Origin of the sequence: Pandoraea sp. XY-2 (assembly GCF_004193915.1) — a bacterium.
GTDB lineage: Bacteria > Pseudomonadota > Gammaproteobacteria > Burkholderiales > Burkholderiaceae > Pandoraea > Pandoraea cepalis.
Genome location: NZ_CP030849.1, coordinates 2,510,676 through 2,532,827 on the forward strand (window position 1 = coordinate 2,510,676; position 22,152 = coordinate 2,532,827).

A 22,152-nucleotide genomic window follows, 5' to 3' on the forward strand; every position below is an offset into this window, starting at 1 on the left:
CAGAGAGGTCCGGAACGGTCTGAACACGAAGTCTTTTCGATCATTGCCGCGGCTGCTTGACGGCCCGTTGCGTGGCCTCCCGCGCATCTATGGAGTGATGTGGGCCTTCGTGGCTCACACCGACAGCCGTTTCGATCCTGCGCTGCTCACGTGCTTTCTGCTCGCCTATCAGAAGGTCGAGCCGCTGACCATGGCAGAGCTTTGGGCCATGCCACTCACACTGCGCGCCGTGATGATCGAGAATCTCCGGCGCCTCTGCGCGCAAGTCACACGAGCCCAGGTGAGCCGTCAGGCCGCCGACCGATATGCGGATGACCTACTCGCGCACAAAGCGTCTGCATCCCCTGCTGCCGGTGATGCCGCAACGACAAACGCGCGCGTCGTCGAGCCGTTCGAACCGGCTTTCACGGTCCAGTTGATTCAGCGCCTGCGCTATCAGGATAGGTCCCTGCAATGGCTAAGCGACCAACTGGCGCAGCAAGGGCAATCGGCCGAGGAGGTCGTCCAGGCCGAACACGCCAGTCAGGCGGCCGCGAACATGAGCGTGCGCAATGTCATCACCAGTTTGCGCGACATGCGGGCGTTCGATTGGCAGCCACTGTTCGAGGACGTCAGCCTGGTCGACGCGCATCTGCGCCACAACGCAGGTTACGCGGAAATGGACTTTGCGACTCGCGATGGCTACCGGCACGAGATCGAGAAATTGGCGGCAAGATCGCGCTTGTCGGAGCTTGAGGTCACGCAAGCGCTGAACACCCGGGCGGCCGCCGCAGCTTCTGGCACGGGCGATGCGGCTGACGCCGAAGACATGGCGCGTCGCGCGGACCCGGGCTACTATCTTCTGTCGGCCGGCCGGCGCGCCTTTGAGCGTGAGATCGCGTATCGTGTGCCGATCGCCCGTCGCTGTCGGTTGCATGATGCCCGGCAATGCGCGGTGGCCTACATCGTGAGCGTTTGTCTGCTGAGTGGCTTGATCCTGGCCATTCCCGTCTTGCTCAGCGCCACGGCGGGGGTGGGCGTCGCCGGTCTGGTTGTATTGGCCGTATGTGGTCTGTTCCCGGCGTCGGAGCTTGCCGTTTTGCTCATCGACCGCGCGTTAGCCCGACTGATCCCCCCCGCCACTTGCCGCGCCTTGAGCTGGCCGACGGCATTTCGCCTGAACTCAGAACGTTCGTCGTCGTACCGATGATGCTGACGAACGAGGCAGACATCGCCGCACAGGTCGCACAGTTGGAAGTGCACTATCTTGCGAATGCCAAGGGTGACGTCCGGTTTGCCCTGCTCTCCGATTGGCGCGACGCCGATGCGGAGCACATCGACAGCGATATGCCGCTTCTGGCGGCCGCCAGCGCCCGCATTGCGACGCTTAATTCCCGCTATGCAGACAGCACTGCCGATACCCTACGATTCTTCCTGTTCCATCGCAGGCGCCGTTGGAATGAAACGCAGCGCAAATGGCTGGCATGGGAGCGCAAACGGGGCAAACTCCACGAGTTCAACCGGCTGCTGCGAGGTGCCACCGACACCTCGTTCATGGACATCGAAGGACGTGCGCCGTGGACACCTCCCGGTGTCCGGTACGTCATCACGCTCGACAGCGACACGCGTTTGCCTATCGACGCCGTGCGGCAGCTCGTTGGCACAGCCGCGCACCCGCTGAACCGTCCGCACTTCGATCGGGGCTCGCGGCGCGTGGTCGCTGGTTACGGCATTCTGCAACCGCGCATCACGCCAACACTGCCCGCCATGCACGAGGGAACCCTCTATTCGCGCCTGTTTTCGGGACGCTACGGCATCGATCCCTATGCCGGCGCCGTGTCCGATGTGTATCAGGATTTGCTTGGCGAGGGCAGTTACATCGGCAAAGGCCTGTATGACGTCGATGCGTTCGAATCCGCGCTTGCAGACCGAATTCCGGAGAACACGATTCTTAGCCACGACCTTTTCGAAGGCAACTTCGCCCGTTGCGGATTGGTCACGGATGTCGAACTGTTCGAAGACTTCCCTTCGCATGCGCAGGTCGCCGCCATCCGGCTGCACCGGTGGATCCGCGGTGACTGGCAACTTCTGCCGTGGATTGTCGGCAAGCGCGGCGGGGCGATTCCGGCGGCGGCTCGATGGAAGATGCTCGACAATTTGCGTCGCTCGCTCACTGCGCCAGCGGCGCTGGCTACGCTGGTGTGCGCATGGGTAGTCGCACAGGCGCCTGTCGGGGTCTGGTCGGCACTGGTATTGCTGGCGATTTCCGCCTCCACGATATTCATGATTGCGGCAGGCCTGATCCCGTCACAGACTGGCATTTCGATGTCGAGCCACTTGCGCGCGGTTGGCCGCGACATTGGCAGCGGCGTCGAGCGTACGTTTATCGTAGCGTCGATGTTGGCGAACCAGGCGTGGCTCGCCGCCGACGCCATCGCACGCACGCTATTCCGGCTGACCGTCTCACGGCGCAGACTGCTCGAATGGGTAACGGCGGCGCAGCTTAAACTGCATGCGGGGCGCTCGTTCGGGAATTTTATTTGGTCGCTTCGCGGTGCCATCACACTCACGGTATTGTGCGCGGCCATCGTGACATGGCTCAGACCTGCCAGCCTTCTCTGGGCAGCGCCGTTTCTGATCGTCTGGGGCCTCTCTCCGTTCGTCGCCCAACGGATCAGCCGCCAGCCGCGCCCCGCGCGCTCGTCCCTCGTCTCGACGGAAGATAACGAGGCACTGCGAATGGCCGGCCGGCGAATCTGGCGTTTTTTCACTACCTTTGTCGACGACGACAATCATCACCTCCCGCCCGACAACTTCCAGGAAGACCCGCGCCCCGTGGTGGCACACCGAAGCTCGCCGACCAACTTTGGCCTCTATTTGCTGTCGGTACTGTCTGCCCGCGACTTCGGTTGGATTGGCGTGACGGAGACGCTCGAACGTTTGGAGCGAACGCTTGGCACGATGTCGACCCTTGCGCGCTACCAGGGGCATTTCTTCAACTGGTATGACACCCAGGATCTGAGCCCTCTGGCACCGCAGTATGTGTCGAGCGTTGACAGCGGCAATCTGGCAGGCCATCTGCTCGTGGTGACGAGCGCGTGCGAAGAAATTGCTCTCGAACCGGTGTTCGGCCGCGCGCAGCTCGATGGAGTTCTCGACACGGTTGCGCTCTTGCGCGACGCCATCGCTCACGAGAGCGACGACCGGCGAACCCTCACGGTGAACCGGAACCACTTATACGAAGAGCTCAATGCGCTGGAACACATGCTCCTCCAGCCGGTGCCGTCCGAACCGATTGACGTCATCGCCGATGCATCCGAGGGGTGGCGCCGGCGCTGGTGCGAGATCGACCATCTCGCGACGACGCTGCTCGATCTCGCCCAGACATTCGTGAACGAACGTGGTGACGCTGCGCATAGCGAAGTGCTCTACTGGGTCGGCGCGATCCGGAACAATGTCAAGAGCCACCTGCTCGATCTCACGCCGGACGTGTCGCCTGCCGGCCAATCGCCCCGGTACTTCACGGCGTCACCTTTACCCGGTCCGGACATCGCCAAACGATTTGAAGCCGTTGCAGCATTGGCTCGCCGGCTATTCGACGAGATGGATTTTCGCTTCCTGTTCGCCTCCGACCGGCGCTTGTTCTCGATTGGTTATCGAATGGCGGACGCCGAGCTGGACAACTCGTACTATGACCTGCTTGCGTCCGAGTCGCGATTGACGAGCTTCATTGCCATCGCCAAGGGCGACGTGCCGGCAACGCACTGGTTCCGGCTCGGGCGCATCATGGCGCCTTACGGCAAGGCAGCGGTGCTGATGTCATGGTCAGGCTCGATGTTCGAATACCTGATGCCGTCACTGGTGATGGACTATCCCCACAGGAGCCTGCTGGATTCATCGTGCGGGCTTGCCGTCGCGAGTCAGATTGCCTATGGCAGGACGCGTAGCGTGCCGTGGGGAATCTCCGAGTCGGCCTGTAACATTCGGGACCGTGCGATGACCTATCAATATGCCGATTTCGGCGTGCCCGAGTTGGCATTGAAGCGTGGGCTTGCGCGGTCTCTCGTGATCGCGCCCTATGCTACGGTGCTCGCCGCAATGTATGATTTGCCGCACGCCGTGACCAACCTGAAACGGCTCGACGGTGTTGGCGCTCGCGGTGTCTTCGGCTATTACGACGCCATTGACTACACCCCTTCTCGGCTACCGAAAAACTGTAACGCCGTTCCGGTTCGCACCTACATGGCCCATCATCAGGGCATGTCGCTGGTCGCGCTGACGAACGTGCTGTTCGGCGACATCATGCGGCAACGCTTCCATCGTCAGCCCGTCGCGCGGGCCGCCGACTTGCTCTTGCATGAGGCGAACCCGCGCGAAATCAGCGCGGTGGATCTCGCGCCCGACATCGCGGACACGCCAACGGGTATCGAGGCGATTGTGCCGGTCATGCGCCGATTCTATTCCGCAGGACAGACCCCTCCCGCCACGCACTTGCTATCGAACGGCGAATATTCCGTCATGATCACTGCCGCCGGGTCTGGATACAGCCTATGCGGCAACGCTGCCGTGACCCGCTGGCGCGAGGACCTTACGTGCGACCGCTGGGGCAGCTATCTGTTTCTGCGGGATACGGCAAATGACGCTGTCTGGTCCGCGACCTTCCAGCCTGTGGACATCGAGCCAGACGCCTACGACGTGGCGTTCTCCGAGGACCGTGCAAGCATCGTCCGGCAGGAAGGCTCGCTTGTCTCGACACTGGAAATCATGGTGTCGCCCGAAGACAACGCCGAAGTCCGTCGCCTGTCCATCACCAACGAGGGCGCGCTGACGCGCGAAATTGAGGTCACTTCCTACGCTGAAGTCGTGCTGGCGCCGATGGCGAGCGACACGGCGCACCCTGCGTTTTCCAATCTGTTCGTCCAGACCGAATACCTGCCGGAAGTGCAGGGTCTGCTCGCCATGCGCCGCCCTCGCGGAGGCACGGATACGCCCTTGTGGGCGGCGCATGTGCTGGCGCGCTCGCCGCATGGCGGCAATGTGGGCTATGAGACGGATCGGGCACGTTTCATCACACGGGGGCGAACGATTCGCGACCCGTTGGCGGTGATGGACGGCCGTCCGCTGTCGAATACGGTAGGCCCGGTACTGGACCCGATCTTCAGCCTGCGCACGCGCATTATCGTTGCCCCCGGTGCGACCGAGCATCTGGTGTTTTCTACGATGGTGGCGCCAAGCCGTGAGGCATTGCTCGATCTCACCGACAAATATCACGACCCGGCAAGCTTCCAACGCATTTCGACATTGGCGTGGACACAGGGACAGGTCAATCTGCACTATTTGGGTATCACCGCCGATGACGCACACCTCTTCCAGTTCATCGCCAACCGGGTGCTCTATGTTGACACCGCGATGCGTGCTGCTGCCGAGGTGCTCAAACGCAACACGCTCAGTGCGCCATCGCTATGGCGATTTGGCATTTCCGGAGACTTACCTATCGTACTGGTCCGCGTGGACGATCAGGACGACCGCGACATTGTCAGACAGTTGCTGCGTGCCCACGAATACTGGCAAGGCAAAGGCGTTCCGGTCGACCTCGTGATTCTTAATGAACGCAAGGTGTCTTATATCGAGGATCTGCAAGTCTCCCTTCAGACGATGGTCAGCGGCACACAGGTCACATCCGGGCCTAACGACGGCCGTGGCAGCATTTCCGTCATTCGCGCCGACGGCCTGGAGGCGGCGGAAATGACATTGTTGCTAACGGCCGCCCGTGTCGTGCTTGCGGGGGCGAGACAAGGCAGCCTCGAAGAACAGGTCGTGCGCATGGGTCGTAGCATTACCCACATGCCATTGAGTATCGGCCGAACGCGGGCAACGCGTGGCGACGACATCGCCGACACGCCGTTGCCCGCCCCTGCGCTTGAGTATTTCAACGGGCTGGGTGGGTTTGCCGAGCAGGGGCGCGAGTACGTGACGGTACTCGGTCCGGGCCAGCGCACACCCGCGCCATGGCTGAACGTCATCGCCAATCCGGAATTTGGTTTTCAGGTCTCCGAGTCAGGGGGCGGCTACACTTGGTCGGCCAATAGCCAAGCCAATCAACTGACGCCATGGTCGAACGATCCGGTCGTCGATCCGTGCAGTGAGGCGTTCTTTTTGCGCGACGACGAAACCGGACATCTCTGGAGCCCGACCGCATCTCCAATCCGTCTGGAGAACACTCGCTATATTGCCTCTCACGGTTTTGGATACAGTCGTTTCGAACATGCCGTGTATGGCATCAAGACCGAACTCGTGCAATTCGTGAGTTGGCACGACCCCGTCAAGCTCTCCGTACTCACTATCGAAAACCGTTCGAAGCGCCCGCGCAGACTCTCTGCTGCGGCATACGTCGAATGGGCGCTAGGTGCCGGACGTGCCCGCAATGCACCGTTTGTCGTCTCCGAGATCGATTCCGTCACGGGCGCAATGTTTGCCACCAACGCATGGAACGCCGAGTTCAGTGAGCGCGTTGCTTTTCTGGACTGGCTTGGCAAGCAGTCCAGTTGGACCGGCAACCGCACGGAATTCATCGGCCGCAACGGCGATCTCGCCCATCCTGCGGGGCTGATATCCGATGCGGCGCTTAGTAATGCGACGGGTGCGGGCATGGACCCTTGCGGCGTGCTACTCACGCACATCACATTGGCACCCGGCGAACGCGTCGAACTGACCCTTCTTCTTGGGCAGGCGAACGACCGTGACGCGGCAAGGAGATACATTCAACGCTACCGTGGGACGTCGTCCGCCACGGTCTTGACATCAGTCAAATCGGAATGGCACGCGATTCTCACGCAGCTTCAGGTCGAGACACCGGACCGGGCGACCGATCTTATGCTTAACGGCTGGCTGCTCTATCAGGTGCTGTCTTGCCGCATGTGGGCGCGCGCCGCGTTCTATCAGGCGAGCGGCGGGTTCGGATTTCGCGATCAACTGCAGGATTGCATGGCGCTGTGCCATGCGCGCCCCGATCTTGCCCGGGCGCATTTGCTCAAGGCGGCCGCAAGGCAATTTGTCGAGGGGGATGTGCAGCATTGGTGGCATCCGCCCTCAGGTCGTGGCGTGCGCACCCATATCTCGGACGACAGGCTTTGGCTACCATACTCGGTCATTCATTACGTCAGAGTGACGGGTGACACGAAGATCCTCGACGAGCCGGTGCCCTATCTGGAGGGACGCGCTGTCCCCGACACCGAAGAGAATGCGTATTACGTGCCGACAGTCACAGCGCAGAGCGGAACCCTGTTCGAGCATTGCCAGCGGGCCATCGATTGCAGTCTCGCAACGGGCACTCATGGCCTGCCGCTCATCGGCGGGGGCGACTGGAACGACGGTCTGAATCGCGTCGGGATGGAAGGCAAAGGCGAAAGCATCTGGCTTGGCTGGTTCCTGCATGCCACCGCGTTGCCCTTCGCCGATTTGGCGCAGACGCGCGGAGAGGTCGACGCCGCAGCGCGATGGCGGGCGCACGCTGAGCGTTTGCATGCCGCGCTGAACAATGGCGCCTGGGATGGCGCGTGGTACCTGCGAGCCTACTTCGATGACGGAACACCGCTCGGCACCGCGGGCGATGCGGAGTGTCGTATCGATTCGATTGCTCAGAGCTGGAGTGTGATTTCCGGGGCGGGAGATGTAGACCGGCAGCGTCGGGCGATGGAATCTGTCGAGCACTATCTGGTACGCCCGGGCGACGACCTCATCCTGTTGTTGACACCACCGTTCGACAAGATGGCGCGAGATCCCGGGTACATCAAGGGATACCTGCCGGGCATTCGGGAAAACGGCGGGCAATACGCGCATGCCGCCACCTGGTGCATGATCGCATACGCGAAAATGGGCGACGGCAACCGTGCCGGCGACATGCTCAAGATGCTCAACCCCATCAATCATGCCGACACGCGCGCCGGTGTACATGCCTACAAGGTCGAACCTTACGTTATGGCTGGGGACATTTACGCCTCCCCCACGCATGTGCGTAGAGGCGGTTGGACCTGGTACACCGGCGCTGCGGGGTGGATGCATCGCGGTACCGTGGAGTCCATTCTGGGGCTGGACAAGCGCGGCAACGCACTGCGCATTACACCGTGCATTCCGCGGGAGTGGCGCGGGTATCGCTTGATCTACCAATTTGGCGAATCGCGTTATCTCATCTCTATAGCCAATCCGCATGGCCAGAGTCAAGGCCCCGCATCCGTTACCGTCGACGGGCAACTTTTGGAAGGAAGCGATCCAGACATACCGCTGGTCGACGACGGACGTACTCACCGAGTGCAGGTCAGTCTTCTTCCGCCAGTGTGACGCCTTTCTTCACCACTGAATTGGACGATGATTCTGATGCAATTGTTTAAAAAAACATTGAGACAAATAAATTGAAATTTAAATTTCATAAAAAATAAATCGCTTGTTTGTTTATCAATGCGCGCGTATAAAATATTTAGCGACCATCAAGTCCGCCGCTTTTCGATGGCGCGTCGATATTCCGATCGCTGCGAGACACTTCCGATCTCTGACCCTCTTGGTTGTCCATTTATCAACGCCGCCATACATTGTAATTAGAGATGGTAAAGCGTTGGATATAAGATTTGGGTATTAGAGAGGTGAATTATGAGTTCCGGTATTGTCAAATGGTTCAATGACAGCAGGGGTTTTGGCTTCATCACACCGGATGATGGAGGCGCAGATCTCTTCGCTCACTTTTTTAAAATTAGCGCAGATAATCGCGAAGAATTTCGAACGCCGCAGGAAAATCAGCGCGTCTCCTTTAATGTTGTGCAAAGTCCGAAAGGGCCACAGGCGTCCAACATCAAGCCGGCCTGACGCGCGGCCTGGCCAGGTCGACCGAACGCAAGCACGCCTGTTCGCGGCACCCGGCCGGAAGATGACAGTTATTTAAACGGAGGCCACCATGCTCTCCCTCTCGAAGCAAGCCATCCTTGCCGCACTGCAGCGCGTTTCAGGACACGATCCCGAGCCCCTGTCAGACGCCCTTACCGACGCACTGCTCGCTCGCGACCTGATTCGACGTGTGGGCAAACACCTTGAGCCGACACAATTCGGCAAATCCTATAGCCGCGCCGCAAGCACGCTCAGGTGGGGGTGGTAGGCATCGGCGTCACCGATTCAGGCCCCGGTCCTGAATCGCGAGCAGGAGAAGATATTATGGCTAGCATGTCCTGGTTCGTCGGCGCTGTAACGGTTGCCGCTGTCCGGCAAGCACGTCCTCTCGGGCCCCGGATAGCTGCCCAGAGTTGCTGCCTGCGCCAGTCGCCGACCGCTAGTTACTACTTTCGGAGGTCAACTGACCAATGTTGCTTCACGCTTTGAACGGTTCGTCCTATATCAGGCTACTCGCCACAGAGTTCTGAACGTTCCGTTGCGAAGCGAAGCGTCGAGATGCCAAGCGGCGTCAAAACACGCTGCTTGATAGCAGCTTCAAGCGGCATATCTGCAGCCCGCTCAATAAGCCTAGCGACGAATATGAGACCAACATTCGAGTAACGCCAAGCGGTGCAAATCTCGGAGATTCGCATACCGCAGATAAGGCCCAGGAGCAGAATGAGTGCGTTGCGCTCGGGGTGCCAACTGGTCGCCTCAGTGACGCGGAGCAGGTGGCGGATTTGGGCGGGTTTGAGGGTCCTGGCGCGTTTGATGTGCATGGTTTCTCTGTCCTCGTAATGCGCTCGAAATTGAGTCTGTTACGAGAGAGAAACGCCGGGCGCTCCTTTTCATGGTAAACACCCGTGGTGGTTACCATCCTGGGAAAATGGCAGAGAAACCTCTCCCATACTTCCCTGGTTTGCGGAAGCCCAATGCCGAGGAGAAAATTACGGGGAAGTGTTGGCGACACAAACTCTCGGAGATCCCGACTCATCTCGCGCAAAAGCCCACCGCTCCCGGCGACGGCAGTTACCGCATGCACCCGCTTCGCAGTCGACAGTGAATCCGCGGCTAGCTCGCGATATCCGATGATTTTCGACCGTGCCCCCTTGGAACTTTCAATGATCTCGGTCGCCAACCTAGCGGTCGCGTCCGATCCAGCATCATCTGCGCAAATGACGTGATCGATGGCAATCGATTCACTCCACGGAATCTCTGCTTGGAGCCAGTCACGAAAGTTTTGACACAAGGAGACTGGATCGGCATGAATGCACACCAGGCATCATTACCTGATTCGGTTCGCAGGATTGAACACAAATTCTGTCCACCACAGAGTACGCGACCGTTTTGCACCTATTTTCTGTCGCGCCACAGAAACGCACTTAAATGGTGTCCACATTGATGGACAAAAATTAGGGTGTCGATGCCCTCATCAAATTTTTAAGACATTGATTTTATTAATTTTTCCAGACGGTGGCGAGCGCCCTACTTTGTGTCCGCCAACTGCACCCATCAAGGGGCTGGCAGCGCGCGATCGGTCTTGCAGCGTTTCAGCGAAAGCGGCTTGGCTGCAAAGATCCGCACGACCTTGCCGGTTCGTCTTTCGACTTCCATATCCACGCACGCGCAGCCGTAACCGTGACTTCCCGCGTTGGTGACAACCCAGCCCTTTGTCGACATGTCGGGAATCTCGTCGAACCCTGGAGCCGGCGGCTCGCCCATCACGGAAAGCGTCCAACTGCCGTCTTTGTCGTCGAGCCACCAGTTGCCTGGCGTCGGGTTCTGCAACCAACCACAGCGATTTTCCCGGTTGCCCGAAACCGCAGGCGCACTGAGTGCCATCAAGAGGCAAACGGCAAGCGCGGGCGCCAAGCGGCGAGAACGAACGATTTTCATGGGAAAGACCTTCCGATCCAGGTACCCCCTGGGCAAGGCGGTTGCCGAAACCATCAGCGACGCGAACGCAATCAGTGCAGCCACTCCGGCGGTATCCCTGGCAATCTTACCCGCTCGCAAGCGTTCTTGGTCCCGAACAAGGCCCACCCTACGCCGGCGAGGCTCAGCGTGACGAGGAAGATCGGCGCGCCCAGGTCATGCGCCCAGAGATGGCTGTGCCGGGCGCTCATTGCACGCTGGCGCTGGCACATCAAGGCATGTGCCGTGCACGCGCCGACCGATCGCGTAATGGCTGCTTCCGACGGGCGGGCGCCCTGCCCCATTGTGTCCAGCGTCCCAGAAACGACATACAGATTCCGGCAGCATATTTCGGACGACAACCGCCCCAAACAAAGCGGCGACCGGTCTTGCACCGGTCGCCGACATCATTGCGCTGGGTCAGGCTGACGTAGCGGCCGCCGCCGCGTGCCCTCGCCCTCGCCGGTACAGGCCGAGCGTGGCAACGAGCCCGCACAACGCGGCGAAACTCAACCAGTAACCGGGTGAAGCCTTGTCGTGCGTGATCTGGATCAGGTAAGTCGAGATCGCGGGGGTAAAGCCGCCGAACACCGCGGTCGCGAGACTGAACGCCAGCGAGAAGCCCGCCACCCGCACTTCGACGGGCATCACTTCCGTCAGTGCGGCGACCATGGCGCCGTTGTACATCCCGAAGAAGAACGAGAACCACAGCAGCACGGTCAGCATGCGTGCAAAGCTCGGTGCGTCGGCGAGCCAGGAGAGCGCAGGATAGGCCGTGAAGATCGCCAACACGGAGATGGCGAGCAAAACCGGCTTGCGCCCCACACGGTCCGAAATCGCGCCGCCGATCGGCAGCCAGATGAAATTCGACGTGGCCGCGAGCAATGTCACCATCAGACTGTCTGACGTCGAGAGTTTGAGCACAGACTTGCCAAACGTGGGCGTATACACCGTGATGAGATAGAACGTGGTGGTCGTCATCGCCGTGAGCAGCATCCCGCCAATGACAATACGCCAGTTGACACACAGCATCGCAAAGATTTCACGCACCTGCGGACGATGCCGCCGCGCTTCGAATACCGCGGTTTCCTGCAGAGAACGGCGCAGCACAAACAGGAACGGCACGATTGCGCAGCCGATGAAAAACGGCACGCGCCAACCCCACGCGACAATCTGATGCTCGGAAAGCCAATGATTCAGGCCATAGCCGATCGCCGCCGCCATCACGATCGCGACTTGCTGACTGGCCGACTGCCAACTCGTGTAGAAGCCCTTGTTGCCGGGCGTGGCCATTTCCGCCAAATAGACGGATACGCCCCCCAGTTCCGCGCCCGCCGAAAAACCCTGTAACAGGCGTCCCAGCAGCACAAGGGCAGGCGCGAGCAGCCCGATGGTCGCATACCCCGGCACACACGCGATCAGGATGGTGCCGCTCGCCATGATCGACAGCGTGACGATCAGTCCGGTGCGCCGCCCCACCCTGTCGATGTATGCGCCGAGAAAAATCGCACCCAGCGGGCGCATCAGAAAGCCCGCGCCAAATACCGCGAAGGTGAGCATCAACGACGCGAAGTCGCTCGTCGACGGAAAGAAAATCTTCGAGATCGATGTCGCGTAGAAACCGAACAGAAAGAAATCGAACTGTTCGATAAAGTTGCCGCTTGTTACCCGTAGCACGGCGGCGGCCCGGTTCGCTCGCGAGCCGCCACCACTGGCAGAGATGGATTCTGTGGGGGTCATGGTGTCTCCTGATTATGGGTATGTGTAAGTAATGGGTACCGTCGGGACCCTGCGGGATTTAATCTGTGCACAGGCTTGACGCGTTACCTTGGCGCTTCTCAATCGACGATTTGAGTAACGCCGCCGAGCGAAAAATGCCGTGCGCGAACTTTCCGTAAGGCAGTGTCGCGAACAGCGCCATGACAATGCCCAGATGGATGGCGAGCAGTGGCGGCATCGCGGGGGTTGCACGAAACCCGAGCAACGCGAGCCCGGATACGCTCGTCAACATCAGAAGCGCGATGAAGCCGCGGTCCATCGGACGTTGACGGGCATCAGTGCGTTCGGGATTGCGCGTGAGGTTCAGCCACCACAACCCCGCCGGCCCGACGAACAGTCCAATGCCGCCCGCGGTGCCCAGCAACACCGGGATGCTCAGGTAGGGATATGGCGCCTCCAGACTGAACGCATAGTGATAAAGCGTTGCAACCGCGGTTGCCGCGAAACACAACAGGAACCCGTAGAACGTGAGGTGATGGAAGCGGCGTCGCGCGAGCGTGAATGCATCGTCCGATTCGTTGCAGCCGTCGCCGTGCCCACCGTCGAGATACTTGAGCGTCAGCGCGTGCTTTGCGGCTTCGACGGCGGCAGGCATGCTCGCGCTCGCGGTGCCCGCCGAGACGTCGCGCCAGAAGCGCGTAACGCCCACGCCCAACGCCAGCATCGCGAACAGAAAGACCGTGCCGAACATTGTCGCGAGCAGGTTGTGCGGGAAGATCGCGTAGAAGTTTGCCGACGCGGCGTCTGCGGAAAGACCACCGCGCAATGCCATCCCGAGCATCAGAAAGAGCGCGAGACCTGCCGCCAGCGCGACCGACAATGTCACGCCGTTACGCTTGTAAAGCGCGCCAAACGCCCTGGGAAACGCATATTCGGTATACGTTTCGAGGCGGACCTGCGCCATCGATTTGGGCACGTTAACCGCGAATTCGTGCGGCGGCGCGTACTGGCAAGCGTGATAGCACGCGCCACAGTTGTGGCAAAGGTTCGCCAGATAGTTGACGTCCGCCTTGCCGAAGTCGAGACGCCGCGTCATTGCCGGAAATACGGCGCAAAATCCCTCGCAATAGCGGCACGCGTTGCAAATCTGCATCTGCCTCGCCACTTCGGCTTCGCTGTTGCTCAACGGCACAATGGGAATCACGCGCGTCGCGCGGCCCGATGTGCTGTGTTGCGTTTCCTTGGTATCGAACTGCGGCGCGCTCCGCGTGCGTTCGGGCGTGAGCACGTCAGACTGTTGCACTGTGAGCCTCCGTGGTGTTGTGTGCGGCGCGCGCGGCCTGCGTGCCAGCAATGCGTCCGAACGCTGTGCCGATCGACATGCCCACGCCGGCCGTATAGCCCTGGCCAAGCACGTTTCCGGCCATCATTTCCCCTGCGACGAACAGGTTCTCGCTCGCCTTGCCGCCGAAGTGAACCTGCGCCCGGTCGTTGGTTTTCAGACCGAGGTACGTGAACGTAATGCCTGGGCGCAACGCGTAGCCATAGAACGGTGACGTATCGATCCGGCGTGCCCAGTGCGTCTTGGCAGGCGTGAGGCCTTCGGTGTGGCAGTCGTCGAGCGCGGTGTGGTCGAAGGTGCCGATGCGACAGGCGTCGTTGTAGCGGGTGACCGTTTCCATGAAGCGCGCTTCCGGCAGCCCCAACTTGCGCGCGAGTTCCGGCAGCGTATCGGCCCGTTCACCCGGGAACACCGGCGGCATGAAACGGCCGATCGCCTTCGCGTCGATGATGGAGTAGCCGATCTGGCCCGGCTGATGCGCGACGAGCCGTCCCCAAATCGCATAGCGCTTGGGCCAGAAGTCTTCGCCCTCGTCGTAAAAGCGCTCGCCGTCGCGATTCACCACGACACCCAGCGACACACAGTCGATGCGGGTGCAGATGCCGCCGTCATAGAGCGGCGCACGCGCATCGATGGCAACACAGTGGGATTGCGACGGGTCGCCGATCAGATCCGCGCCGGCATCTGTCATGTGCTGGATCAGCACCCCCGTGTTAAAGCGCGTACCGCGGATCAGGAAGTTGTCTGCCGGCCACTCGCCGCGCTCGTTCTGTCCCCACGCGTCGCGCAGCCAAGCGCGATTCGATTCGAAGCCACCTGCGGCGAGAACGCACGCGCGTGCCTCGAACCGCTTGTCACCGCTGCGCGCGGCGACGAAGTGAGCGCCATCGAGTTCCAGGGAATCGACGGGGGTTTCGTAGCGGATGTCCACGCCGAGCGCTTCCGCGCTTCGGTAATACGCGTTGACAAGCGCTTTGCCGCCCCCATGAAGAACGCGTTCGTGCGTGCCACGTGTAGCGCGCCGGAGAGCGGTGGCTGGAAACGCACGCCGTGTCGCTGCATCCACGGCCGGCACGACGACGATGCGCGGATCGTCAGACGTGCAAGCGCCTCGTTGGTGATGCCGCCCGTGACCTTGAGCAGGTCCTGCCAGAACTCTTCTTCCGTATAGGCATCCACGAGCACGTCTTGCGGCGCATCGTGCATGCAACGCAGATTTCGCGTGTGTTGCGAGTTGCCGCCGCGCCATTCGCGCGGTGCCGATTCGAGAAGCAGGACCGACGCGCCGGCCTCACGCGCCATCAACGCAGCGCATAGCGCCGCATTGCCTCCTCCAATTACCAATACATCGACCATTTGACTTGGCTCCTTTCGGACGCATCATAGGGATGCCAAGTCTGTTCTGCCAGTCGTGTCCCCTCAAGGGGTCTTCACTGTTTGTGAAGACTGCGGCACGCGCAGACGTGCGCCGGGCCAGCGGCTTTCGTGCACGAGTTGCCGCGCGACATCGGCGAGGACGACGCGCGCAGCAAGACCCGCGGGCGACAGTTCGTCGTCGGAGACACTGGCGATCATGTTGGGCCGCGTGGCGTAGCGCTCTGCGACGGGCACGCTCACGAGCAGACCGTTCGCGGATCTGGCGAGCGCGGCGCCGGGCTGTATCGTGGCACCCATGCCCGTTTGGACCAGATCCATGAGCAGCGCAAGACCGTCCACTTCGGCGACCACGTTGGGTTCGTAAGCGGCGCGTCGAAACGCCGACGACAGCAGCGAGCGCAGCCCATGCGTGCCGCTGGGAAGGATGAGCGCAAGCCTGCCGAGGTGCTTTAGTCGCACGGATGTGCCTGTCGGCATGCCATCGAGACCCTCGGCGCCGATCAGGAACAGCTGCTCGTCGAGCAGTGGCATCACGCTCCACCGCTGCGCGGGTTCCTCGCGAAAGAGCACCGCGAGATCGATCTGACGCGCGCTAAGCATGGGGGCGAGATAGCCGGAGAGGCTTTCGACGATGCGCAGTCGAACATCGGGATATCGCGCACGCATGGCTTGCGCGAACGCGACGCCGAGCACGCTCGCCGTGCTTGGTGCCATGCCAACGCTCACGTGTCCCGACAGACGGGCGGAGCGCGCGGCAACCGCGGCATCGTCGATATGGCGCAGCGCGAGTTGTGCCTGACGCCAAAAGGCGATGCCGGCGTCAGTCGGCATCACGCCGGCGGACGTGCGCTGCAACAGGCGGGTCGAGAGTTCCCCTTCGAGACGGCTGATCTGCTGGCTCAATGCGGAGGTGACCACACCGAGGTCCAAGGCGGCCCGCCCCATGCTTCCGTGTTCCACCACACTGACAAAATACCGGAGTTGTCTCAATTCCATTTCGCGATCGACCGAGAAGTTTTGGCTAGCATGCGTCGAAGGCGACGATATTGGCAAGTCCCAACGCCACCGTCGGCAGTGACAATCCTCGCCCGCCCGTTGGCGAATTGACGGCACGACCTCGGCGTCATGGAATTCGGTTCCGCAGAATGGCTTGAATGCCGTCCTGAGCCCTCCTACATCATCTCCGGACGAAGCAACTGCCCTCCTTTCTTGAATCGATTCAGGCTGAAGGGGGTGACATCGGCATAGGGCGTTTTATTCTGCGCCATTTCAGACACGAGCAACCCGGCCCCCGGACCTAGACCAAACCCGTGCCCGCTGAATCCCGACGCGACGATCAGGCCCGGGATTTCATCAACGGTCGAGATCACCGGCACGAGATCCGGCGTCGTATCGATGAGGCCCGCCCACGCCTGCAATATCCGCACGCCCTTCATTTGAGGAAAGCAGGTCGTCAGGTTGTTGACTGCCTGCGCCAACCATTCTTCGTCAATGGCCGGCTCCAGCACGCGGATACGCTCGAACGGCGAGATTTCGTCGAGCGCCCAACTTGCCGACGCCTCGGGCCCATTAAAGAAACTCTTCCCTATGCGAATCTTCAACTTCTTCGTCAACTCGGAGCGATAGGTCTGATAGAACTTCAAGGCGTACCGAATCCCTTGCGGGGCCAGCTCGACACGACCATAGCCGGGTACGGCAAGCGTGTAGCCCCCATCGAGACGACGACGCAACGCAAATCCTGGACCATTGAATGTGCCGCCAGGCAACGCCGGGACTTGCGACGTGCGCATTGCGGTGCCGACCACATTGGCGACCGGCAACTCAACGCCATGGCGTTTCAACAAGCGCGAACTCCACGCGCCTCCGGCACACACGACCGTCGTCGCGCGAATGAGACCGCGCTCTGTCCACACGCCGGCGATACGACCCGCGCTGATGTCGAATCCTCGCGCGGCACATGTCTGCAACACGTAGGCGCCTAGTCCTTTTGCCCCCTCGGCGATGGCAGGCGCCGCCTTACTCGGTTCGGCCAACCCGTCCGACGGCGACCAGAGGCCGCCCACCCACCGCGCCGTCCCCGTCGGAATTCGGGATTTAAGCTCCGCTGCCGAGAGAAGATCGAACGAATAGCCAATCGCCTTTGCGCCGACCGCCCACTTTTCCCATTTCGCAATGTCTGCCTCCGCCGTCGTCCCATACAGACTGCCCTGACGGCGGAAACCGAGATCGCGACCGATCTCGTTTCCGATCTCCGACCACCGCGTCAAGCTGCGCATTGCCATGACCAATTCGTCATGCCTGCGATTTTGCTGACGCACCCATCCCCAGTTGCGCCCTGACTGCTCGGCGCCGATGAATCCCTTTTCCACCAGAGCGACCGACACCCCCTGACGTGCCAACTCGTACGCGGCAGTGGTTCCAATGATGCCGCCGCCGACGATCACAACGTCCACATCGGTGGGCATCACGGGACTATCGCTGACTCTGTCGATTTGCAACATGGATATCTTGTTTGAAGTTCCGTTGTCCGCCGCCCTCTGCCTCAGGGCGACCCGTGTGCCGCATCCCCTTCCCTACGTTGCGCGATTCGCAATGGCATGCGATGCGCTCGGCGATCACCATCAGGCGAAACCCAGGATCGCTTTCGTCTCAAGGTACTCCTCGAATCCATGGATGCCGTATTCGCGTCCGTTTCCCGAGCGCTTGTAACCGCCAAACGGGGCATGGGCGTCCCACGCCGGATGGTTGATATGCACTTGCCCCGACCGGATACGCGAGGCAACCGCGCGCGCCTGCATCAGGTCCTCGCTCTGGACGTGCGCACCCAGGCCGTACTTCGTATCGTTCGCGATCGCAATCGCCTCATCGACGGTGTCGTACGCCATGAGGCTCAGGACCGGCCCGAAAATCTCCTCCTGTGCGATGCGCATGTCGGCCGTCACGTCGGAGAAAATCGTCGGCCGAACAAAGTAACCTTGGCTTAAACCTGGCGGGAATCCGGGACCACCGCAGATGAGCCTTGCACCCTGCGCGATACCCACATCGATCATGGCCCGCACGCGGTGAAATTGTGCTTCGTTTGCAATCGGCCCGAGCGTTGTCTGCGCCGAACCAGGATCCCCCACGACCATCGATTCAACGGTCGCGCAGGCCATGCGTTCGACGTCGGCGAGACGATCGCGAGGGACAATCATTCGCGTGGGCGCACTGCACGACTGCCCTGCGTTGCGAAACGCGGCCATGACGCCCAAGGCCACTACCCGCCCAAAATCGGCATCCGGTAGCAGGACGTTCGGTGACTTTCCTCCCAGCTCCAGTGTGACCCGCTTGACCGAGTCTGCCGCCGCCTTCGCCACGAGCGCGCCGGCCCGGTTGGAGCCGGTGATCGAGATCATGTCGACTTGCTCATGCGCCGCGAGGGCTTCACCCACTTCCGGGCCACTGCCTTGCACAAGGTTGAATACCCCCGCCGGCACCCCGGCATCGTGAGCGATCTGCGCGAATAGCTCGGCGTTCAGGGGCGATAACTCGCTGGGCTTGAGAATCACCGTACATCCTGCGGCAAGCGCGGGCCCCACCTTTGCCGTAATTTGGTACAGCGGCCAGTTCCAGGGGGTGATCAACGCACAGACGCCGATGGGCTCACGGGCAATGGCCGTGTGACCGTCAACCTTGAGAAAAGGGTAGCCAGCCGCGATTTCGCTTGCCACACGAAGATGCTCCGCGGCAAACGGGACGTGCGAGGCACGAGCGAACGATATCGCTGCGCCCATTTCCGACATGATCGTCTGTGCGAGCAGTTCCTTTCGGTCGAGAACGAGGCGATACATTCGGTTCAGGATCTCGACGCGATCCGCCACCGGCGTATCGGACCATGGGACGAACGCCCTTCGGGCCGCGGCGACCGCCGTGTCGACATCTTCCCGCGATCCGACCGCCAGCTGGCGAATCGCGTGGCCAGTCGCCGGGTTGACGACGGGCACCGTCCGGGGATTCGCCGGCGCCAACCACTCGCCATTGATGTACAGCGTGCGCGTGCTGTCCATTGCAACGTTGTCCATCGTCGTAGCTGTGCGAGTCATGATTCCGACCTCTCAAACGCGGAAAGTGATTCAGATGGGCTCAAGATAAAGAAGCAAACGGGTGCGGTGTGTAACACGCGGTAAATTCGACATTAAATCTTTATTAATGGACGCACCATCCAGCCAGGATCTCGCGCCGTCGGCCGCCGCCGATTCGCATCGAAAGCGCCGTCAGGATTTTGTCCTGTGTAATATCGAGAGAACATGACATTAATGGTGACTTAATGATCGATCTGGACGATCTGCGTCTGTTCCGTGCCCTGGGCGCTTCGCGATCGCTCGCCGCCGCAGCGCGTTTGCTGAACCTGACGCCCCCCGCGGTCACCGTCCGTCTGCAGCGCGTGGAGGAGCGGCTGGGTGTTCGCCTTGCGGTACGTGGCGCGAAAGGTATCTCGCTGACCGATGAAGGTCAGCGCTTTTTGCATGAGGCGTCTGAACTCCTTGAACGTATCGACGCAATTCCGTCCCGAGTGTCGGGCGAACCCGGCAGCCTCACCGGCAATCTGCGCATCGTTGCGCCGCTTGGCTTTGGTCGCGCGCACATTGCGCCCTTGGTTCGCGAGCTTCATCGGGCACACCAAGGCCTTTCGATTTCACTGGTGCTCGCCGACAGTCCGCTCACCGCAGCGTCAGGCGCGGATGTCGTCATTTCCATTGGCAACGTCAAAGCGTCTTCCTGGGTGGGGCATTACCTGGCGCCCAATGAACGATATCTCTGCGCGTCTCCCGCGTTTGCGCGCCGCCTGCCGGCCGTCGTGCATCCGTCCGAGCTCGATCGGTATGAATGTCTATGCTTGCGCGAGAACGACGAAGACGCCACGCATTTGCGATTCATGCGTAACAACGATCGCGGAACGGGTGCAAGCAAGGCCGCCACCATTCGAATGACCGGCACATTGTCGTCAAACGATGGCACGGTCATCAGCGATTGGGCGGTCGCCGGACTTGGCATGATGGAGCGGTCCGAGTGGGATGCCGCGCGACTGATTGCCGCCGGAAAACTGGTTCGCCTACTGCCGGAATGGCGCTTGGCGCCCGCCCCCATCATGGCGCTGGTACCCACGCGTCACGGACTTTCGAGCCGTCAGCGAGTGTTTCTCGAAACGGCCAAGCGTGCCTTCGACCCACCGCCGTGGCGTCGGTGACGCTCTGACAGCGACCATGCATCCCGTGGTTCAGCGCACCTTGCACCAAAGTGGACCACGGGTGCTCCCAGGAAGGTCAGGCAAGTCCGACACGACAGCGTATTGCGACCCGCCGGGACTGGAAAATCAACGGCGAACGCAAGAATGACATCCCCCTCTTGCCTGGACATCCGGCATGGAGTAAAACGTCGATCCATCCATGTCAACCTAGCCTAGAACCGCACATCTATGGACCAACCCGCCAAGCTCAACGCCGATTCGCTGGGCATCGTCGAATCGGTGATCATGGGCATCGCCGGCACCGCACCGGCCTACAGCGTCGAGATCACGACGTCGACCATCATCGGGACGGCCGGCACGCTCTCCCCGGCGAGCATCCTGGTGTGCGGGCTGATCATGTTCGGCATCGCGTACGCGTTCATCAACATGAACCGTGCCCTGGCCAGTGCCGGCACCTCCTATTCATGGGTGAGCATGGTATTCGGGCGCACGCTTGGCTTCTTTGCCGGCTGGGCATTGCTGGTGCTGTGCTGCGTGTTCATGGTGTCGGCCATGATTCCGGCGGCCAATGCCACACTGCTCATCTTTGATCGACCCATGATGAATAACGTGCACTACGTGACGCTGATCGCGGCCGCATGGCTCACGGTCGTCAGTGCAATCGTCGTCAAGGGCGTCAAACTGACCAGCTACGTGCAGGTCGTGATGACCATCATCGAGGGCATCATCCTGCTGGTGATCATCGTCGCGAGCTTCTTCGTGTTCCCTCACGCACAGCAGCACGCGTTCTCGTGGCACTGGTTTTCGCCCCTCGCGTTCACGCCCGCGCAGTTCGCCAGCGGCGCCCTGGTGGCGATCTTCTTCTTCTACGGCTGGGACGTGACCATGAACCTCAGCGAGGAGACGCGCGACTCGAACCGCATTCCCGGCCGGGCGGCGTTCTGGTCGATGGTGTTCCTGATGGTGTTCTTCCTTGTCTTCATCGTCATCGCCCTGCTGGGGCTGTCGGACGCCGAGATCCAGCACTTCAACACCAACATCATCTTCGCCATTGCCGAGAAGCTGTTCGGACCGACCTGGGGCTACGTCGCGATCATCGCGGTGTTGCTGAGCACGGTGGGAACGGTCGAGACGCAGATGTTGCAGTTCACCCGCACGCTCTTCGCCAAGAGCCGCGACGGCGCCCTCCACCATCGCTATGCGCGTCTGCATCCGCGTTGGCAAACGCCCCACGTTGCGATCTTCTTCATCTGGATCATCGGGCTGGCGCTGCTGTTCATGTCGTCTTATCTGCCGACCATCAACGTCATTCTGCAGGATTCGATTACCGCGATCGGCTTCCAGATCTGCTTCTACCTTGGGCTGACCGGACTCGCCTGCGGCTGGTACTACCGCAAGGTGTTGACGCAAGGCCCGTGGGCCGCCGTGACGCATGTCATCTGGCCGGTGGCAAGCGGGCTTTTCCTCTTCTTCATTGCGGTTTACAGCATCCCGACCTTCGACTGGGCCACCAATGTCGTCGGCATGGGCGGCATTCTCATCGGTATCGTTCCGCTGCTGCTGAACCGCAAAAAGATCTGGGTGGCCCGGCAAGGTTGACCCGGCGGGCGCCCTGATATTGGCCGCACGGGGCTCAGGCTCCCCGTGCGAGCGGCGGAATTCGCGCCCCCCCTCCGCG

12 protein-coding genes and 1 pseudogene are annotated in these 22,152 nt (G+C 61.1%); 5 read left to right on the forward strand and 8 right to left on the reverse strand.

The window, feature by feature from the left end; all coding sequences use genetic code 11:
* Positions 1-109 precede the first annotated feature (109 nt).
* The 3 genes from DRB87_RS24220 to DRB87_RS11465 all read left to right on the forward strand — a co-directional run bounded on the left by DRB87_RS24220 (position 110) and on the right by DRB87_RS11465 (position 8,835).
* Entirely contained in the window at positions 110-1,189 is a 1,080-nt protein-coding gene (locus DRB87_RS24220; RefSeq protein ID WP_370363907.1) for a hypothetical protein, read from the forward strand.
* Entirely contained in the window at positions 1,123-8,316 is a 7,194-nt protein-coding gene (locus tag DRB87_RS11460) for a GH36-type glycosyl hydrolase domain-containing protein (protein WP_370363909.1), read from the forward strand. The genes DRB87_RS24220 and DRB87_RS11460 overlap by 67 nt, the downstream gene beginning before the upstream one ends.
* Positions 8,317-8,622: 306 nt before the next feature.
* The gene (locus DRB87_RS11465; protein ID WP_130025979.1) at positions 8,623-8,835 is read left to right on the forward strand and encodes a cold-shock protein; all 213 of its coding nucleotides are present in this window, start codon (positions 8,623-8,625) and stop codon (positions 8,833-8,835) included.
* A 527-nt stretch (positions 8,836-9,362) separates the two neighbouring features.
* On the opposite strand, the gene DRB87_RS23260 is transcribed toward DRB87_RS11465, so the two are convergent.
* From DRB87_RS23260 to DRB87_RS11505, 8 genes and pseudogenes are all read right to left on the reverse strand, one after another.
* Entirely contained in the window at positions 9,363-9,674 is a 312-nt protein-coding gene (locus tag DRB87_RS23260) for a serine hydrolase (RefSeq protein WP_206100093.1), read from the reverse strand.
* Between the two features lie 733 nt (positions 9,675-10,407).
* Entirely contained in the window at positions 10,408-10,875 is a 468-nt protein-coding gene (locus tag DRB87_RS11475; protein WP_130025980.1) for a DUF4087 domain-containing protein, read from the reverse strand.
* 354 nt (positions 10,876-11,229) lie between these two features.
* Positions 11,230-12,549 (reverse strand): MFS transporter, encoded by a 1,320-nt coding sequence (locus DRB87_RS11480; protein ID WP_130025981.1) that lies wholly within the window; start codon positions 12,547-12,549, stop codon positions 11,230-11,232.
* A 58-nt stretch (positions 12,550-12,607) separates the two neighbouring features.
* Complete coding sequence (gene tcuB / locus DRB87_RS11485; RefSeq protein ID WP_130025982.1) at positions 12,608-13,831, reverse strand: tricarballylate utilization 4Fe-4S protein TcuB; 1,224 nt, start codon at positions 13,829-13,831, stop codon at positions 12,608-12,610.
* A pseudogene (gene tcuA / locus DRB87_RS11490) lies at positions 13,818-15,226 on the reverse strand (FAD-dependent tricarballylate dehydrogenase TcuA). The gene tcuB and the pseudogene tcuA overlap by 14 nt, the downstream one beginning before the upstream one ends.
* Positions 15,227-15,289: 63 nt before the next feature.
* Positions 15,290-16,243, reverse strand: a complete 954-nt coding sequence (locus DRB87_RS11495) for a LysR family transcriptional regulator (protein ID WP_130025983.1) — start codon at positions 16,241-16,243, stop codon at positions 15,290-15,292.
* Positions 16,244-16,419: 176 nt separating this feature from the next.
* Positions 16,420-17,748, reverse strand: a complete 1,329-nt coding sequence (locus DRB87_RS11500) for an FAD-binding oxidoreductase (RefSeq protein ID WP_130025984.1) — start codon at positions 17,746-17,748, stop codon at positions 16,420-16,422.
* 120 nt (positions 17,749-17,868) lie between these two features.
* Entirely contained in the window at positions 17,869-19,329 is a 1,461-nt protein-coding gene (locus DRB87_RS11505) for an aldehyde dehydrogenase family protein (RefSeq protein ID WP_165385285.1), read from the reverse strand.
* 224 nt (positions 19,330-19,553) lie between these two features.
* Between DRB87_RS11505 and DRB87_RS11510 the strand changes: the two genes are divergently transcribed.
* Both DRB87_RS11510 and DRB87_RS11515 read left to right on the forward strand, forming a co-directional pair.
* Entirely contained in the window at positions 19,554-20,474 is a 921-nt protein-coding gene (locus DRB87_RS11510; protein WP_130025985.1) for a LysR family transcriptional regulator, read from the forward strand.
* A gap of 228 nt (positions 20,475-20,702) precedes the next feature.
* On the forward strand, positions 20,703-22,073 hold the full coding sequence (locus tag DRB87_RS11515; protein ID WP_130025986.1) for an APC family permease: 1,371 nt from the start codon (positions 20,703-20,705) through the stop codon (positions 22,071-22,073).
* Positions 22,074-22,152 lie beyond the last annotated feature (79 nt).

Bases quoted from the DNA above. Each gene is read 5' to 3' on its own strand.
- DRB87_RS11465 (WP_130025979.1), top strand. From the start codon at position 8,623: ATGAGTTCCGGTATTGTCAAATGGTTCAATGACAGCAGGGGTTTTGGC.
- DRB87_RS23260 (WP_206100093.1), bottom strand. From the start codon at position 9,674: ATGCACATCAAACGCGCCAGGACCCTCAAACCCGCCCAAATCCGCCAC.
- DRB87_RS11480 (WP_130025981.1), bottom strand. From the start codon at position 12,549: ATGACCCCCACAGAATCCATCTCTGCCAGTGGTGGCGGCTCGCGAGCG.
- DRB87_RS11495 (WP_130025983.1), bottom strand. From the start codon at position 16,243: ATGGAATTGAGACAACTCCGGTATTTTGTCAGTGTGGTGGAACACGGA.
- DRB87_RS11500 (WP_130025984.1), bottom strand. From the start codon at position 17,748: ATGTTGCAAATCGACAGAGTCAGCGATAGTCCCGTGATGCCCACCGAT.
- DRB87_RS11505 (WP_165385285.1), bottom strand. From the start codon at position 19,329: ATGACTCGCACAGCTACGACGATGGACAACGTTGCAATGGACAGCACG.
- DRB87_RS11510 (WP_130025985.1), top strand. From the start codon at position 19,554: ATGATCGATCTGGACGATCTGCGTCTGTTCCGTGCCCTGGGCGCTTCG.
- DRB87_RS11515 (WP_130025986.1), top strand. From the start codon at position 20,703: ATGGACCAACCCGCCAAGCTCAACGCCGATTCGCTGGGCATCGTCGAA.